Source organism: Polyangium fumosum, assembly GCF_005144585.1.
GTDB lineage: Bacteria > Myxococcota_A > Polyangia > Polyangiales > Polyangiaceae > Polyangium > Polyangium fumosum.
Map to the genome: position 1 here is coordinate 175,727 of NZ_SSMQ01000012.1, position 15,206 is coordinate 190,932.

Consider the following 15,206-nt stretch of genomic DNA (forward strand, 5'->3'; position numbering starts at 1 on the left):
GAGACCCATGGAGCTCGAGCCTGGTCATCTCGTCGCGGGGCGCTTTCGTGTCGTGCGATTCCTCGGGGAGGGCGCGGTCAGCGCCGTGTACGAGGCCGTCGACGACGTGCGGGGCCAGCACGTCGCGGTGAAGCTCTTGCACCGCGAGCTCTCGCAGAACACCGAGATCGTCCAGCGATTCGAGCGCGAGGCCGAGGCCGCGAGCCGCATCGGCTCCGAGCACATCGTCCTCGTGCACGGCGCGGGCGCCTCTCCCGAGGGACGGTTCATCGTCCTCGAATACCTCGACGGCGGCACGCTCGCCGATCTCTTGCGGAAACGCCGCCCGCTCCCGGTCGAGGAGGCCGCCTCGCTCGTCGTCCAGCTCCTCGCCGGCTTATCGAAGGCGCACGCGCTCGGCATCGTGCACCGCGATTTGAAGCCCGCGAACCTCTTCCTCGTGCCGGGCCCCCAGGGCGGCCCCTTCCTCAAGATCCTCGATTTCGGCGCCTCGAAGCTCACGAATGCGGGCCAGGCCCTCACGCGCACCGGGGCGATGGTCGGCACGCCGATGTACATGTCGCCCGAGCAGATCCGCAGCTCCGACAAGGTCGACCCGCGCACGGACGTGTATGCAGCGGGCGTCATCCTTTACGAGAGCGTCACGGGCAAGGTCCCCTTCGACGTGCGAAACGCGGTCGAGCTCGCGTTTCGCGTGGTCTCGCAGGACCCGCCGCCGCCCGAGACGCACCTGCCTTCGCTCGATCCCGAGCTCTCGGCGGTCATTCGTCGCGCGATGTCGCGCGACCCCGACGCCCGCTTCCAGACGGCCGCGGAGATGCACGAAGCGCTTTGTGCCTGGCTCCAGAAGCACGGCATTCCCCTCCCGCCGGAGACACGCGCGGCGCCCGCCGCCGCGCCCACGGTCGTGCCGACGGCCACGCCACGCGCGGCGCCCGCGGCGTCCCGGTCCGTTCGGCTGGTTGTCGTCATCGGGCTCGGCGCGCTGCTCCTCGTCGCGGCGGTTGTGCTCGCGCTCTACGTTGGGGTGGGTTGAGCCGGCGATACAGGTGATCTCGCGGGCCGTGTCCTTTTTGGTGAAGGACTGCGGCTCGTGCCAGCAACATGGGATCGGGTGCCCGTGTGAGCTGGTCCTGGTTCGAGAGCGCGACGTGGTTCGCCGGCGCAGCCGGGGAGGACGCATCCACGCCTGCGCCCGAGCTCGCCGCCGTGCACGCGCGTCACGCCGAGTTCGTCTTCGCCTGTTTGCAGCGCCTCGGCGTGCGCGGCGCGGCGCTCGAGGACGCGCACCAGGAGGTCTTCCTCGTCGTGCACCGCCGCCTCGCCTCGTACGACGGCCGCGCCAGCATGACGGCGTGGCTCTTCGGCATTTGCCGGCGCGTCGCGGCGGCGCACCGGCGCCGGGCCCACGTGCGCCACGAGATCCCCGTGGACCCCGAATGGGACATCGAGGACATCGACGCCGATCCCGAGCAGGCGCTCGCGCGTGGGCAGGAGCGCCGCGAGGTCGAGCGGGTCCTCGACATGCTCGACCTCGACAAACGTGCCGTCCTCGTCATGTACGAGATCGAGGGGATCGAATGCGATCGTATCGCCGTGCTGCTCGGGATCCCCGTCGGCACGGTGTATTCGCGTCTTCATGCGGCGCGGCGTGATTTCGAGAAGGCGATGACGCGCGCGGCGGCGCGCGCGGCGGGCGGCAAGGCGGGGCGGCGCTGATGGCTGCGCGGGATCACGCTCCCAGGGGCGAGGAGCTCTCTCCCGCGGCGAAGCGCCTGCTCGCGGCCTCTCGCCCCGTTCGCCGCATGCGGCCCTCCGAGCGCATTCGTTCGGCGGCGTTCGTCGCTGCGCTCGCGAACGAACCGTCGCGCGGCAGCCTCGCCCGGTGGCTCGACCGTGCGCCCCGCGTGGTGTTTGCCCTCGCGGCCGTCGCCTTCGTATTCGGCGCTTCGGCGCACGACACGATTCCGCACATCGAGGCCGAGGCCGAGGAAGAGAGCTTCGCGCCTGTGCGGGAGGCGCCGCGCGTGGAGGCTCGCCCTGGGGTCGCCAGGAGCCCGGACGAGCTCCACAGCCGCGCGCCGGAGGGCGAGGCGGAGGAGGTCCCCGGGGACGGCGACATCTGTGGGCGACACGTGTGCGAATTCGAGCCTTCTTGCTGCGAGGGCACGTGGGACGAGCATTGTGATCGCAAGCTCCTCGAGATCACCCGGGTGACGCATCACGCCTCGCCGGTCCGCGCCGGCCGTTGTTACTGGCATGATCGGGACGATTGCCCCGGATGCGCGTGTCCGCTTTACCTCAAGCGCCAGGAGGTGCTCCCGCGGGGCGACGACCCGGGCAAGAACCTCGGGTACGACGGCGGGACCGGCTGCCTGCACGACCTCCGCCGCCTCCTGTCGAACTTGAAATGGATGTGCACGGAGGGGTTCTGTGAGGAGTGAGCGGGGCATCGGAGGCTCGAAGCGACCGCCTCGAACGATTTCCTGAAGGATGGACACGCCGGCGAGCAACGACTCCTGTAGAGCGCGGGTGCTCCGCGCGAGGAGAGAGGTCGAGGAGAATCATGATTCATCACCGCGCTTTGTCGCTGGCTGCCGCGCTGTTCGTCATGCCCTTCGCCGCGGGGTGCGTGGCGGAGGAAGAGGAGGTGGGGGACGAAGTCGTGGAGGTCGAGGGGCCGGGGCTCTCGGAGGAATGGTACAACTCCGTCCCCTACCTGAGCTGCGCCCACCAGAACGGCTTCGGGATGGTCTGCAATTACTCGGGTGGGGGCAATTCGGCGTACTGGCAGTACGATTACTTGAATACCGCGTGGCTCGATGGGCCGATGCCCATGCTCCCGAGCGCGAACACCGTCAACTGGGGTAACTGTCACGATCCCGGGAGCGCGCCGGCGAGTTTCGTCATTCACGTGGAGGCATGGAACCAAAGCTTCGGCAACTACGCGACGCTCTACATGCCCTGCCTGTGACGCCGCTCCCTCTGGGGGGTCATGTCGTCGAAGGCGTCGACACCCTTTGACCCGCACCCCTCCTTGTGATGTCATCCGGCGGCCATGGCCGAACAGGCCCGACGCCTCCAGCCGATCGACACCACCGCGGAGATCGAGACACCCGAGCACGTGCGGTTCCATTACCCCGTGGCCGGCCCTGCTCGCCGCGTCGTCGCCTGGGCGCTCGACTGGCTGATTCGCGGCGCCGTCCTCCTCCTCTTCGCCTTCATCGCCCTCCTGGGCGGCCTCGCCGTCGGGGACGCCGTCTCCGGCCTCTCCACCGGGTTCCTCCTGGTCATCCTTTTCCTTCTGGAGTGGGGGTATTACACGCTCTGGGAGGTCGCTTGGAATGGCCGCACCCCGGGCAAACGCGCGCTCGATCTGCGCGTCGTCTCCGTCCATGGCCATCCTTTGCGGACGGGCGACAGCTTCCTCCGCAACCTCCTCCGCGCGGCGGATTTCCTCCCCCTGGGGTATGCCATCGGCCTCGTCGTCATGGCCCGCGACAGCCGGTTTCGACGCCTCGGCGACATGGTCGCGGGCACGATGGTCATCGTCGAGGAGCGCCGCGCCGTCGCCTCCGCGCTTCGTATCGATCCACCGCCCACGCCGAAGGAGCTCGCGAGCCTCCCCCAGCGCCTCCCGCTCTCGGGCGACGAGCTCGAGGCCATCGAGCTCTTTCTTCGCCGCAAGGAGGGCCTCGGCCCTGCGCGGGAAGAAGAGCTCGCGGCCATGGTCGCGCCCCTCTTCGCGAGCCGCATGGGCATCCGGAACAAGGACTCCGCGCGCCTCCTCGCCTTGCTCCACGCGCGCGCCAGCGAGCGCAGGAGGCCTCTGTGAAGAGCCAGGACGAGATCGTCGCGGCGCGGAGCGCCGATTGGCGCGAGCTCGAAACCCTCGTCTCGCGCGCCGAGGCCCTCCACCACCTCGACGGCCCGTCCATCTCCCGCGCCGCGGCGCTATACCGGGCCCTCTCGGGCGACCTCGTCCTTTGCCGTGCCCGCTGCACGCCCGACCTCGTCGCGTACCTCGACAACCTCGCCGGCCGCGCGCACAGCGCCCTGTACGGCGCCGAGCCGTTCCCTCTTCCGGCCTTCGGGGCCTTCCTCACCCGCGAATTTCCCCGGGTGCTCCGCAGGAATGCCTCGTTTTTCGCCCTCGCCGCCGCGCTCTTCTTGATTCCCTGCGCCATGGGCATTGTCCTCGCCCTCCTCGTGCCCGACGCGGCGTCGCAGATCCTCCCGCGCAGCATGCTCGACGGCATGGCCGACATGTATTCGAAGGGCTTCGACGAGGGCCGCGGCGAGGGGGCCGACTCCGCGATGGCCGGGTTTTACGTCAGGAACAACGTCGGCATCGCGTTTCGTTGTTTCGCCACCGGCATCTTCTTCGGGCTCGGCAGCGTCTTTTACCTCATCTACAACGGCCTCAACATCGGCATGGTCACCGGCTGGGTCACGGCCGCCGGGTTTGGCCGGAACATCGGCACGTTCATGTGCGGCCATGGCCCCTTCGAGCTCACGGCCATCGTCGTCGCCGGCGCCGCGGGCCTCCGCATGGGGCATTCCCTCGTCGTCACGCACGGCCGCACCCGCCTCGGCTCCCTCCGCGAGAGCGCGCCCGACATCGTTTGCCTCGTCGTGGGCGCGGCCGTCATGTTGCTGATCGCCGCAGCCATCGAGGGCTTCTGGTCCCCCTCGGCCGCGCCGCCGCCCGTGAAATGGGCCGTCGCGGCCCTCTTCTCCTTGCTCGTCACGGCGTATTTCGTTTTCGCCGGACGTGAACGCGGGCGGGCACCTTGAACCTCGGCGACGCCGCGATCGTTTTGCGCCCGCGCAGCCTCACCGAGGTCATGGACCTCGCGTTTCGCCTCTGCTTCTCCCTCGCGTTTTCCCTCTACGCGCGGCTCACCCTTGTTGCCATCGTCCCGCTCCTCGCCGGGTGCCTCGCGCTCCGGTATGCGCTCGACGCCTCCTGGCTCCTCGTCTGGCTCGCGGCTTTCCTCACCGTGCCCTTCGTCGAGGCCCTCTTCACCGTCGCCGTCAGCCAAATCATCTTTTCACCCTCGATCACCCCGCGCGCCGTCTTTGCCCTCTTTTGCAAGCGGTTTGGCGCGCTCCTCGGCTCGTTCGTCGTGCGCATCGTGGGCCTCGTGATCGGCGTCGTCACGTTCCTCGTGCTCCTGCCCTTCGTGGGCATTCGCCTCCTGCTCCTCGACGAGGCTTGCATGCTCGAAGGCCTCTCCGGGATGCGCGCGTATGAGCGTGCCCAGCGCCTCGTCGCGAGCCGCACCGGGGATGCGTTCCTCGTCCTGCTCATGCTCCTCGGCGCCCGATTCGGGGGTGTCCTCACGGCGGAGCTGCTCTTCGACGGGCTCGTGAACGACCTCCTCCAGTTCGGCCGTCCTTTTGGCTGGTTTTTCCACGACGGTGGTTCGCTCGCGGCCCTCGCCGGGTTTTTCCTGGCCGTGCCTTTTGTCTCCACGGCGCGATTCCTTTATTACATCGACACCCGCACGCGGGAGGACGGCTGGGACATCCAGCTCCGTTTCACCGCGATCCGCGCGCGGGCCGCCCAGGAGCGCAGGAGGGCCGCGTGATCAAGTTCGTCGTGCTCCTCTCGATCCTCGGCGCAAGCCCCGTCTACAACGCTGACGAGCGGGTCCGCGAGGTCCTCACCGACCCGCGCTATCGGTTCTGCCACGAGGACGAATATCCCCTCGGCGAGGACGAGCGCGCTTTTTGTCCCCTCGTCGGCGAGACCAGCGAGGTTTGTCCTTCGCTCCCCGCCGCCTGCCGCAAGCCGTCTGCGTCCATCGAGAAGGGCGGCCCCCCGCCCGGCATCTCCCCGAGCTGCAAGGCGGGCTCCCGCTGTTTGGCCGGACGATCGTCCGGCCGCGATGACCGCACGGCCGTCCGTCGATTCGACGGCTCGTCCAGCAGCGCCTCGGCGGACGGGGCTCCGGGCGACGGGAAGGGCCAGGGTGGCCCCGGCGGTGATGGAGACAGCTCCGGCTCGGGTGCGCCCGGACAGGACAAGCCCGGCGGCGAGCACGGCAAGGATGGAAGCGGTGAGGTGTCCGGTTCGGGCAAACCCAGCGGCACGGCTGGTCCGGGCAAACCCGGCAGCGGGCCTGGCCAGAGCCCCGGGGCGGGGGAGGGGAAGGGGCAGGCCGACCCGAAATCTGCGGAGCCGCCGCCGCCCGCGCCTCCGGAGCCGGACGACGCCGCCGGCGCGAGTGGCTTCGCGCGGGTCCTCTTTTTCGTCTTGCTCGGCGGCTTCATTGCCTTCGTCGCGTGGATGGTCCTGAAAAACGTCCTCTCCGAGCGCGATGCGCCCGAGGACGAGCCTCTCCCCGAGGATCTGCCCGCGAATGCCCCGGGGCCGCGGCGCGAGGGGCCCCGCGGCCCCGTCGAGACCGACGTCGCGCGCCTGCTCGCCCGCGCCCGCGCGGCGGCCCAGCGCGGCGCGTTCGGGCCCGCCATCGACGACGTGTATGCCGCGCTCCTCCGGCGCCTCGACGGCGACGGCATCATCGAGATTCACGCGTCTCGCACGAACGGCGATTACGTGCGCGCGCTCCGCCGCGAGCGGCCCGAGATCGCCGCCGACATGCGCAGCATCGTCACGGAGGTGGAGAGCGTCCAGTTCGGATCCCGCGCGGCTTCGGCCGAGGCCTTCGCTCGCATTCATGACCGCGTCGTCCCGCTCGTCTCGCGGGCCCTCGGCATCCTCGCCGTGATCCTCGGCCTCTCCGCGACCGTCTCTTGTGGCCGCGTCGCCGCATTGGACGAATCTGACGGCGTCTTCCGCGGCGACACCTCGCCCTCGGGCACGCACGGCGTCGGCGCCATGCTCGCGGCGTATGGTATCGATTTCCGCCATCGCCGCGGGCCCCTCGACAAACTGCCCGACGCGGACGACACGACCCTCCTCGTCTTGCCGGACCTCGACATCTCGGCCGCCGATTTCCGTCGCTTGCAAAGCTGGGTCGAATCCGGTGGTGATCTCGTCGTCGCCGGCGCGCCGGATCTCCCCGCGTGGGCCGGCGCGTCCCTCGACCTCGATAACGTCAGCGAGGGCGACATCGTCGTCTCCCCGGGGTATCGCGTCGATCTCGGCGAGCTCGTCCTCGCCGTGCCCCGCGGCCCCTCGCTCACCCTCACGGACGCCGAACCCATGCTGGCCCGCTCGAATGGCGTGTATGCGTCCTTCAAGCAGGTCGGCGACGGGCGCGTCATCGTCCTCGCCGACGACAAACTCTTCCTGAATGTCGCTTTGACGGTCGAGGAGAACGCGGCCTTCCTGATCTCCCTCTTCCGCCCGCTCCACCGCGAGGTCGAGCTCTGCGACGCGTGGACCTCCCTCGGCGCCGACACGCCCCTCGAAACCCTGAGCCGCGCGCACCTCTTGCCCATTCTCCTCCAGCTCGTCTTGCTCCTCGGCCTCTTTTTCCTCTGGCAGGGCCGCGCCTTCGGCGTCCTGCGCGATCCGCCCGCGAATCGCCGCCGCGCCTTCGCCGACCACGTCCGCGCCCTCGGCCTCGCCTATGCCCGCGCCGGCGCCTCGCGCCATGCCCTCGGCCTGTATGCCTCGTGGGCCGTCGAGCGCCTCCGCGAGCGTGTCCCGCGCGAGGGCCGCCAGGGGCTCTCCGGGCTCGCCGAGGCCATCGGCGTCCGCGTCGGTAAACCCACGGGCGAGGTCATGCGTGTCCTCGTGGACGCCACCGAGGCGCAAAAAGAGGCGGCCCCTCCGTCCCTCCGCGCCGGCGCGATCCCTGTCCCTGGCCGCGCGCGGGGCAAGGACCGGGCGCAGGCCGCGTCCGATTTCGCCGTCATGCGCGCCCTCGACCATTTCCTCGCGCGGACCTCCCGCGAGCGCTCCCGCAAGAAGACCCGAAAAGCATGAACCTGTCCCTCTTCCGCGAAACCTTCGACCGCATCCGCCGCGAGGCGGGCAAGGCCCTCCTCGGCCAGGACGAGATCATCGAGACCACGCTCCTCGCGATCCTGGCCGGCGGCCACGTCCTCATCGAGGGGGTCCCCGGCCTCGGAAAAACCCTGCTCGTCCGCACCCTCGCCCAGGTCTTCGGCGCGAGCTTCCGCCGCATTCAATTCACGCCCGACCTCATGCCGAGCGACGTCACCGGCGGCAACGTCTTCGACCAGAAAGAAGACCGCTTCGTCTTCCACCAGGGCCCGGTCTTCACGCAGCTCCTGCTCGCCGACGAGATCAACCGCGCCCCGGCGAAGACACAATCGGCGCTGCTCGAAGCCATGCAGGACCTCGCCGTCACGACGGACGGCGTCACGCGCCCCTTGCCCGAGCCTTTCCTCGTCATCGCCACGCAAAACCCCGTCGAATCCCAGGGCACCTATCCCTTGCCCGAGGCCCAGCTCGACCGGTTCCTCGTCAAATTGCACGTCCGGTACCCGGGGGCCGCCGTCGAAAAGCAGATCCTGCGCCAGCACGTCGAGGGCTTCTCCGCGGCCAAGCTCGACCGCGCCGGCCTCGAACGGATCGCCTCCGCCGAGGAGATCCTCGAGATGCGCGCGGCCCTCGGCAGCGTGCGCGTCGACGACGGCATCCTCGAATACATCACCGACCTCGTCGCCCGCACGCGCGCCCATCGCGCCGTCTACCTCGGCTCTTCCCCGCGGGGCTCGATTGGGCTGCTCGGATCGGCGCGCGCCCGGGCCGCCAGCGAGGGACGTGATTTCGTCACCCCCGACGACGTCAAGGCGCTCGCCCCGGCCGTCCTGCGCCACCGCTTGATCCTCCACCCCGACGCGGAAATCGAAGGCACGAGCGCCGACGATTGCGTTGAAGACATCTTGCGCGAGGCGAAGGTCCCGCGCACGGCGGCCTGATTTCGACATGGTCCCCTCGCGCGCGCTCGTCCTCCTGTTCGCGGGGCCGCTCGTCCTTTCCTTTTTCACGCTCCTCGACCGGGGATTGATCGTCCCCATGCTCCTCACGGACGCGGCGATCCTCCTGCTCGCGCTCCTCGACGCCCTGCTCGCGCGGCGCCGCCTCGTCTCCGTCGTCCGCCGCGCCCCGGCCGTGCTCTCGATTGGCCGGCCCAACGTCATCTCCCTCGACGTCCGCTCCCTCGCGCGGCGCAAGCTCCACGTGCGCGTGCAGGAGGAGCTTTTTCCCTCCGCCGAGAGCGAAGAGCTCCCGCTCGAAACGCAGCTCCTGCCGCGCGGGCATGCGACCCTCAAATATCGCGTCACGCCCTCGCGCCGCGGCGCCCATGTCCTCGGCGATCATCACGTCCGGTATCCTTCGCCCCTCGGCCTCTGGATTCGCCAGTACACCCTTTCGGCGCGCTCGCCCGTCAAGGTGTATCCCGACCTCGAAGCCGTCCGCGGCTACGAGCTGCTCGCGCGGCAGGACCGCGACCCGGCCGGCGTGCGCGCCTCGCGCCGCCTCGGCGGCGAGAGCGAGTTCGAGCGCCTCCGCGAATATCGCCGCGAGGACGAATATCGCAGCATCGACTGGCGGGCCACGGCGCGCCGCAAGAAGCTCACCGCCCGCGAGTACCAGCTCGAGAGCGACCAGAACGTCGTCTTCTTGATCGACGCCGGCCGCCTCATGACGGCCGAGTTCGCGAACCTCTCGCTCTTCGATCACGCCTTGAACGCGACGCTCATGCTCTCACACGTCGCCTCGCGCGGCGGCGACAAGGTCTCCATGATGGCGTTCGCCGAGGAGGTGCTCGCGTATGCGCCGCTCACGGGCGGGGCCCGCGCGACGCGCAAGATCGTGCAGGCCGGCTATGACATCGAGCCCGACCTCGCCCCCACGAATTATCGAGCTGCTTTCGAGGCGCTCGCCGTCCGCGTAAAGAAGCGGACGCTCGTCGTGCTCTTCACGCAGGTCGTCGACGAGGTCGCCGCCGCCGAGCTCGAAAAGCTCATGCGTGGCCTCATGCCGCGCCATTTGCCGCTCCTCGTTCTCCTGCGCGACGTCGACGTCGACGCCCTCGCGCTGGGGCATTCGGGCGAGGCCGCGGCGCTCGCCGGCGTCGGCCCCTATCTGCGCGGCGCGGCCGCCGAGATCCTTTCGTTTCGCGACAAGCTCGTGCGACGCCTGAAGCAACACGGCGCGCTCGTCCTCGACGTCGCGCCCGGCGACCTCACGCCTGCGCTGATCAATCGTTACCTCGAAATCAAGGCCCGGCACCTGTTGTAATGCTGGGGGAGACAGGAGCGCGCCATGGGTCGGAGCGTGGGGTTCGGGTTGGTCTTTCTGATGGCATGGGGCTGCGGTTCGCCTGGGGGCTTGCCGGGAACGGTGGAAGGGGGCGGCGGTCAGGGCGGCGCAGGCGGCGGTCAGGGCGGCGCAGGCGGCGGTCAGGGCGGCGCAGGCGGCGGTCAGGGCGGCGCAGGCAGCGGTCAGGGCGGCGCAGGCGGCGGTCAGGGCGGCGCAGGCAGCGGTCAGGGCGGCGCAGGCGGCGGTCAGGGCGGCGCAGGCGGCGGTCAGGGCGGCGCAGGCAGCGGTCAGGGCGGCGCAGGCAGCGGTCAGGGCGGCGCAGGGTCCTGATCAAACTTGATCAGCCGGTTCGGCGCGACGAACGCAGAGACACCCCTTCACCATGTCGAGAGGAACGATGAGCACAGAAGATGATGATGGTTGGCACACGGTGCCTGGAACGACGGCGCGCATCCGCGCCATCACGCCGGAGCGCCGTCGGCAATTGCACGAGGACGTCCAAGCGGGTCGTGTTCAGGTCTTCCCCTTGGAAGACATCTTGGACGCCGCCTCAAGCGCGGCGAGCGCGGAGTCCAGATCCGCGCGCTCGGCTTCGGCCATCGACGGCCTTACCTTCGCACCGCCCTTGCCCTTGGACACCGACGCGGGCCGTTCCGACGACGTCTGAAAAGCCGACAGATCGGGATGCTCGATCATGAGCACCCGCCCCCTCTGCGTCGTCGTGGCATACGCAATCCACCCTGCCTTGCGAGCCTGTTTCGCGACCGCGATCACGGTCGACAAGCCGATCCGTTCAATCTCCAATTCGCAGCCGCCTTGCTGACGAAGGACGGCCTCAGCATCGGCGATGATCCGTTTGACCGCGTCCACGTCTGCCGTCTCAGGTGACGCCACGTCGTGAGGTTTCAGCATGCAACGGACGTTACGAGTCCACGTTGACGCCGGACAACTTCACGACGCGTCGCCTCTCACCTGAACATCCGCCGCGGACCGGCATCGTCCGCCCTTGCGTTGGCACGGTTGACCCGCGGATCGGCGCTCCGATCTCCGTGGGCAAACGGTCCTACCTCGGACAATTAATGTCCTATCCCATTGCCGAATAACCACGAAAGGCCGACAAATCGTGATAGATTCGTCCCATCGAGTGAGCCGCTGAAACGGTCGAGCCGACGACGCGCATGGGGCGCGACGCGGCGCCCGTGGCGGCCCTTGCTGGGGTCTCGCGTCGTGGCGAACGTCCTGCCCATCGAGAAGCGCACCGACGTGGTGAAGCACCTCGTAGAGGGCGCGAGCGTGCGCGCGACGTCGCGGCTCACGGACGTCTCCCTTCCGACGGTCCTCTCGACCCTGCTTCGGATGGGCGCGGGCTGCGACAACCTGCACAACCTGCTCGTGAGGGACCTCGACATTCGCGAGATCGAGCTGGATGAGATCTGGTCCTACGTGCAGAAGAAGCAGGCCCGCGTGACCGCGGAGGATCCCGCGGAGTTCGGGGACGCCTACGCCTACCTCGCCATGTCGCGCACGAAGAAGCTCCTCGTGAGCTACCGCGTCGGGAAGCGCGATGAGGCGAACACGCGGGCGTTCGTCGCCGATCTCCGCGCTCGTCTCGTGACGATTCCGGAACTCTCCACGGACGGGTGGCAGAGCTACCCCGTCGCCGTCGGGCAGAGCTTCGGGGGCGCCGTCGACCACGCTGTGATCCAGAAGAACTACACGAAGAAGGGCCGCGCGGACGGGCAGCGCCACGACCACCGCTACGAGCCGCCGCGGGATCCCTTCATCACGAAGAAGACCGCGCACGGGGCGCCGAACCTCGACCGCGCGAGCACGTCGCACGTCGAGCGGGCGAACCTCACGGTCCGGATGCACGTCCGGCGCTTCACGCGGCTCTGCAACGGCTTCTCGAAGAAGATCGAGAATCACCGCGCCGCCGTGAGCCTGCACGTCGCCTGGTACAACTTCTGCCGCGTGCACGAGAGCTTGCGCGTTACGCCGGCCATGGAGGCGGGCATCACGGATCACGTCTGGTCGGTGCAGGAGCTTGTCGAGCGCGCCCTTGCCGCGGAGCCGTGCGCGCCCCCGGAGCCGAAGAAGCTCGCGCCGCCCGCCCCAGCACCGGGCGAGAAGCCGGGCGCCGCCCGCGAGCTGCCGAACGGCAAGGGGTGGCTCCGCGCCCTGCCCGGTGGGAAGGGGAAGCCGAGCGAGACGCCGCGGGCTCCTACGCCGCCCACCGCGCCCCCGGCGAGGGTCGGGACGGGGGAAGCTCCGCGCGAGCCGCTACCGCCACCGGGCACGCAGCTTGACCTGTTCGCGTGGCGCCCGAGCGTGCGGGACGACGGGCAACTGTCTCTGCTTGATCCACCGCCCCCGCGTTGCTAGCAGATTGCATGCCAGACTTAGCCTGGGGGCTAACTTTGCTTCGCAGGACGAACCATGTTGCTCTTGTCAAGCCTAGTGTGTCACCTTGTGCGAGTGACGACCACGGGACTCGTGTGCCCTGAAATGCCCACGAGCGACGTATGGAGGTGTGACGTGGACGCAGCAAGGAAACTGTCGGCAGCATCAACCGACGAACCCGAGTCGGAGAGCGGGGTGCAAGTCCGTGGTTCGCGACTGGACTTGATGCGTGCCACGCTCAAGCGCGCTCCTCGCCTCGTGTTGAGCGATGAGGAGCGTGCGGAGTGGGATGAGGCTGAGCGTTCTGTGACGCACTGGATCCCGCATGACGAGGCCGTGGCCATGCTGGGACGTGGCAACGCTCAATAATGGGGCTGCGGATTCTCTGGGACCCCGTAGTTCTGCGTCGTCGGCAAGAACTACATTATAGAGTTGATGGCGACATAGAAGCCGACGTAATGGCATTCGCCGAGACACTTGTAGGCAATGTCGAGGCAGAAGACGAAGGGGATAGACCGCGGGTTCGCATGCGTGCCGCGCACGGCTTCATCCTCCGCATGCGTGTCGACTTGATTGAGGAGACCATCTACGTGTTCGGGATCCGCTCCCCCAAACGATAGACAAGGCGCATGGCAGAGGGGGACGACGGGCGCCATGGGCTTCGGCTCGCGGCGCCCGTCGCCTTTCAGCGCTTGGCCTTGCGGCTCTTCCACGTGGGGCGTGGAGCCTGCTTCGGGGTGGAAGCAGCGCGAAGGGCGGCGCGGAGCTTCTGGACGTGGGCGTAATGCGCCGTGAGGCCATGGCCCATGGTCCGCGCCGCCTCCGGTCCGATGAGCCCCCGCGCGGCGAGGAGCACGATGCTGGCGAGCCTCGGGCGCGACTTCATGACCCACGTGAGCAGATCCCGTGCTTCGATCTCGGACATCGGATCCGGCGTCACGAGGTCGGGTGGCGACTGGATCGCGGACATGGGGATTTCGAGCCGCATCGAGGCGCGCCGCATGAGGTTCATGGCGTGCCGCCACGCCGTTTGCCGGGCGAACCCGCAAAGGGCTTGCTCGGGTTTCAGGTTGTCGGCGCCGCGGACGCGTCCCTCGTGCAGGGCCTCCCACGTCGTGGAGATCGTCTCCTGTATGAGGTCGGGGATGTACAGTTCGTCCACGCCGATCTTTCGCAGGTAGCGAGTCAGCATCGGGCGAAGACGAACCACCTCGTCCGCGTCGGCCACGACGACCGGCGCGGCGCCGCTCGGGGGTTGGTGGTACTGGCTCACCGCTCACCCCCTCGGACGAGGGCTTCTACGTCGAGGTCGAGCGCATGCGCCACGCCCGCGGCGAAGTGGAGCGTGCAGTGGATCTCCCCGCGGAGGAACGCCTGGACGTACTTCGGCGCGTAGCCGATCGCTTCGGAGGCCTTCCACAACCCGCGCCCGGCGACGTGCGGCGCGAGCGCTCGACGCACGCGATCTGCCTGCTCCGCGGAGAGCACCGCGGGGAGGCTGTCCGGGCTCTCGTCGTGGCCCTGGTCGTGCTCGGCGGTCATGAGGCACCGCCCTTCCGGCGCGGAGCCGCGACCAGCACGAGCGCCGGGGCCTTCCTCGGGGGAGCCTTGCCCGCGAGGGCATCGTCGAGCGAAAGACCCACGGCGCGCGCGATGCTCCGCGCGAGCGCCATGTTGCCCGGCTCCGTCCCGTCGCAGAACGCGAGGACGAAGGAGCGACGGAAGCCGAGCTGGTGCGCGACGGCAATCCACGTTCCGTGCTCACGGTGGAGGTGGCGGAGCAGGGCGCGGAGGTTCGCCCGCTGGATCTCGATCAGATCCGACCCGCGGAGGGGCCGATCGCGGAAGCGGGAAGCGGCCATCACGACGCGCCCTTCCGCCCGCAGAGGGCGCACGCGCCCGCCACGTGGGGGCGCCCGGAGAGCACTTGCTCGACCGTGATGCCCGCGGCGCGAGCGAGGAGGACGGCGACGGCGTACGAGCCCTCGCGGCGGATGTTGCTGACAGCCTCCAGGGAGACGCCCATCACGGCGGCAAGCACGGCGCGCCCGCCGTAGGCGCGGGCGATGTTGCGCTCGGCGGCCCGCATGTGGGCGCGCTCTTCGGACGTGGGGTAGAGGGCGGGGCTCTTCCGGCCAGAAGGCGGACGAGTCCCTTGGCCCCGCGGGGCGGGGTGGACTAAACGAAGCATGGGTTGCGACTCCGGGGATACGGGGTTGCGGCCAAGTCGCCCCGGGGGTCGGCAAACCCTTCGGGGCGGCGCCTTTTCAGGCCCGCCGAACCTACGCGCCGAAATCGCTATTCGCTACGGCCGATCGCCGAACTTGATCACTCGGGGCCAAACTTGATCAGTACCCGGCGCAGGCGGCGGTCAGGGCGGCGCAGGCAGCGGTCAGGGCGGTGCAGGCAGCGGTCAGGGCAGTGCAGGCGGCGGTCAGGGCGGTGCAGGCGGCGGTCAGGGCGGCGCAGGCAGCGGTCAGGGCGGTGCAGGCGGCGACCCATGCCAAGAGTGCTACGAGGGTCCTCCGGGGACGCTCGGCGTTGGAATCTGCAAGGCTGGGATACAATGCATGGACGCGTCCTACCCATGCAT

General features: G+C 69.3%; 18 protein-coding genes. 12 read left to right on the forward strand and 6 right to left on the reverse strand.

The features are described 5' to 3' along the window. Positions 1 to 7 precede the first annotated feature (7 nt). The 11 genes from E8A74_RS14305 to E8A74_RS55490 all read left to right on the forward strand — a co-directional run bounded on the left by E8A74_RS14305 (position 8) and on the right by E8A74_RS55490 (position 10,543). Positions 8 to 1,036: a serine/threonine-protein kinase gene (locus E8A74_RS14305; RefSeq protein ID WP_136929544.1), complete on the forward strand. Its 1,029-nt coding sequence runs from the start codon at positions 8 to 10 to the stop codon at positions 1,034 to 1,036. Positions 1,037 to 1,122: 86 nt separating this feature from the next. Further along, positions 1,123 to 1,719: an RNA polymerase sigma factor gene (locus tag E8A74_RS14310; protein WP_170229118.1), complete on the forward strand. Its 597-nt coding sequence runs from the start codon at positions 1,123 to 1,125 to the stop codon at positions 1,717 to 1,719. Continuing rightward, positions 1,719 to 2,444, forward strand: coding sequence for a hypothetical protein (locus tag E8A74_RS14315; RefSeq protein WP_136929546.1), 726 nt, complete (start codon positions 1,719 to 1,721; stop codon positions 2,442 to 2,444). Before E8A74_RS14310 ends, E8A74_RS14315 begins: the two co-directional genes overlap by 1 nt. A gap of 122 nt (positions 2,445 to 2,566) precedes the next feature. After that, on the forward strand, positions 2,567 to 2,974 hold the full coding sequence (locus E8A74_RS14320) for a hypothetical protein (protein WP_136929547.1): 408 nt from the start codon (positions 2,567 to 2,569) through the stop codon (positions 2,972 to 2,974). An 84-nt stretch (positions 2,975 to 3,058) separates the two neighbouring features. After that, entirely contained in the window at positions 3,059 to 3,835 is a 777-nt protein-coding gene (locus E8A74_RS14325) for an RDD family protein (RefSeq protein ID WP_136929548.1), read from the forward strand. Next, positions 3,832 to 4,797, forward strand: coding sequence for a stage II sporulation protein M (locus E8A74_RS14330; RefSeq protein WP_136929549.1), 966 nt, complete (start codon positions 3,832 to 3,834; stop codon positions 4,795 to 4,797). Before E8A74_RS14325 ends, E8A74_RS14330 begins: the two co-directional genes overlap by 4 nt. Beyond that, entirely contained in the window at positions 4,794 to 5,594 is an 801-nt protein-coding gene (locus E8A74_RS14335) for a hypothetical protein (RefSeq protein WP_136929550.1), read from the forward strand. Before E8A74_RS14330 ends, E8A74_RS14335 begins: the two co-directional genes overlap by 4 nt. Beyond that, positions 5,591 to 7,903, forward strand: a complete 2,313-nt coding sequence (locus tag E8A74_RS14340) for a DUF4350 domain-containing protein (protein ID WP_136929551.1) — start codon at positions 5,591 to 5,593, stop codon at positions 7,901 to 7,903. The genes E8A74_RS14335 and E8A74_RS14340 overlap by 4 nt, the downstream gene beginning before the upstream one ends. Continuing rightward, positions 7,900 to 8,865 (forward strand): AAA family ATPase, encoded by a 966-nt coding sequence (locus tag E8A74_RS14345; RefSeq protein ID WP_136929552.1) that lies wholly within the window; start codon positions 7,900 to 7,902, stop codon positions 8,863 to 8,865. Before E8A74_RS14340 ends, E8A74_RS14345 begins: the two co-directional genes overlap by 4 nt. Before the next feature lie 7 nt (positions 8,866 to 8,872). Next, a complete protein-coding gene (locus E8A74_RS14350; protein ID WP_136929553.1) occupies positions 8,873 to 10,192 on the forward strand; it encodes a DUF58 domain-containing protein in 1,320 nt (439 codons plus the stop codon). Positions 10,193 to 10,216: 24 nt separating this feature from the next. Then, a complete protein-coding gene (locus E8A74_RS55490; protein WP_211365359.1) occupies positions 10,217 to 10,543 on the forward strand; it encodes a hypothetical protein in 327 nt (108 codons plus the stop codon). A gap of 183 nt (positions 10,544 to 10,726) precedes the next feature. Here E8A74_RS55490 and E8A74_RS14360 read toward each other — a convergent pair whose 3' ends face one another. Beyond that, positions 10,727 to 11,125 (reverse strand): hypothetical protein, encoded by a 399-nt coding sequence (locus E8A74_RS14360; protein WP_136929554.1) that lies wholly within the window; start codon positions 11,123 to 11,125, stop codon positions 10,727 to 10,729. A 315-nt stretch (positions 11,126 to 11,440) separates the two neighbouring features. Between E8A74_RS14360 and E8A74_RS14365 the strand changes: the two genes are divergently transcribed. Continuing rightward, on the forward strand, positions 11,441 to 12,595 hold the full coding sequence (locus E8A74_RS14365; RefSeq protein ID WP_136929555.1) for an IS1 family transposase: 1,155 nt from the start codon (positions 11,441 to 11,443) through the stop codon (positions 12,593 to 12,595). Between the two features lie 437 nt (positions 12,596 to 13,032). On the opposite strand, the gene E8A74_RS55495 is transcribed toward E8A74_RS14365, so the two are convergent. The 5 genes from E8A74_RS55495 to E8A74_RS14385 form a co-directional block, all read right to left on the reverse strand. Next, positions 13,033 to 13,155 carry a hypothetical protein gene (locus tag E8A74_RS55495; protein WP_269749872.1) on the reverse strand — a complete coding sequence of 41 codons (123 nt, stop codon included), beginning with the start codon at positions 13,153 to 13,155 and terminating at the stop codon, positions 13,033 to 13,035. A gap of 143 nt (positions 13,156 to 13,298) precedes the next feature. After that, a complete protein-coding gene (locus tag E8A74_RS14370) occupies positions 13,299 to 13,886 on the reverse strand; it encodes an RNA polymerase sigma factor (RefSeq protein ID WP_136929556.1) in 588 nt (195 codons plus the stop codon). After that, on the reverse strand, positions 13,883 to 14,155 hold the full coding sequence (locus tag E8A74_RS14375; protein WP_136929557.1) for a hypothetical protein: 273 nt from the start codon (positions 14,153 to 14,155) through the stop codon (positions 13,883 to 13,885). The genes E8A74_RS14370 and E8A74_RS14375 overlap by 4 nt, the downstream gene beginning before the upstream one ends. Next, the gene (locus E8A74_RS14380; protein WP_136929558.1) at positions 14,152 to 14,478 is read right to left on the reverse strand and encodes a hypothetical protein; all 327 of its coding nucleotides are present in this window, start codon (positions 14,476 to 14,478) and stop codon (positions 14,152 to 14,154) included. The genes E8A74_RS14375 and E8A74_RS14380 overlap by 4 nt, the downstream gene beginning before the upstream one ends. Beyond that, a complete protein-coding gene (locus E8A74_RS14385) occupies positions 14,475 to 14,804 on the reverse strand; it encodes a transcriptional regulator (RefSeq protein WP_170229119.1) in 330 nt (109 codons plus the stop codon). Before E8A74_RS14385 ends, E8A74_RS14380 begins: the two co-directional genes overlap by 4 nt. Between the last annotated feature and the right edge of the window lie 402 nt (positions 14,805 to 15,206).

Bases quoted from the DNA above. Each gene is read 5' to 3' on its own strand.
- E8A74_RS14345 (WP_136929552.1), top strand. From the start codon at position 7,900: ATGAACCTGTCCCTCTTCCGCGAAACCTTCGACCGCATCCGCCGCGAG.
- E8A74_RS14305 (WP_136929544.1), top strand. From the start codon at position 8: ATGGAGCTCGAGCCTGGTCATCTCGTCGCGGGGCGCTTTCGTGTCGTG.
- E8A74_RS14315 (WP_136929546.1), top strand. From the start codon at position 1,719: ATGGCTGCGCGGGATCACGCTCCCAGGGGCGAGGAGCTCTCTCCCGCG.
- E8A74_RS14360 (WP_136929554.1), bottom strand. From the start codon at position 11,125: ATGCTGAAACCTCACGACGTGGCGTCACCTGAGACGGCAGACGTGGAC.
- E8A74_RS14375 (WP_136929557.1), bottom strand. From the start codon at position 14,155: ATGACCGCCGAGCACGACCAGGGCCACGACGAGAGCCCGGACAGCCTC.
- E8A74_RS14385 (WP_170229119.1), bottom strand. From the start codon at position 14,804: ATGCTTCGTTTAGTCCACCCCGCCCCGCGGGGCCAAGGGACTCGTCCG.
- E8A74_RS14320 (WP_136929547.1), top strand. From the start codon at position 2,567: ATGATTCATCACCGCGCTTTGTCGCTGGCTGCCGCGCTGTTCGTCATG.
- E8A74_RS14350 (WP_136929553.1), top strand. From the start codon at position 8,873: ATGGTCCCCTCGCGCGCGCTCGTCCTCCTGTTCGCGGGGCCGCTCGTC.
- E8A74_RS55490 (WP_211365359.1), top strand. From the start codon at position 10,217: ATGGGTCGGAGCGTGGGGTTCGGGTTGGTCTTTCTGATGGCATGGGGC.
- E8A74_RS14325 (WP_136929548.1), top strand. From the start codon at position 3,059: ATGGCCGAACAGGCCCGACGCCTCCAGCCGATCGACACCACCGCGGAG.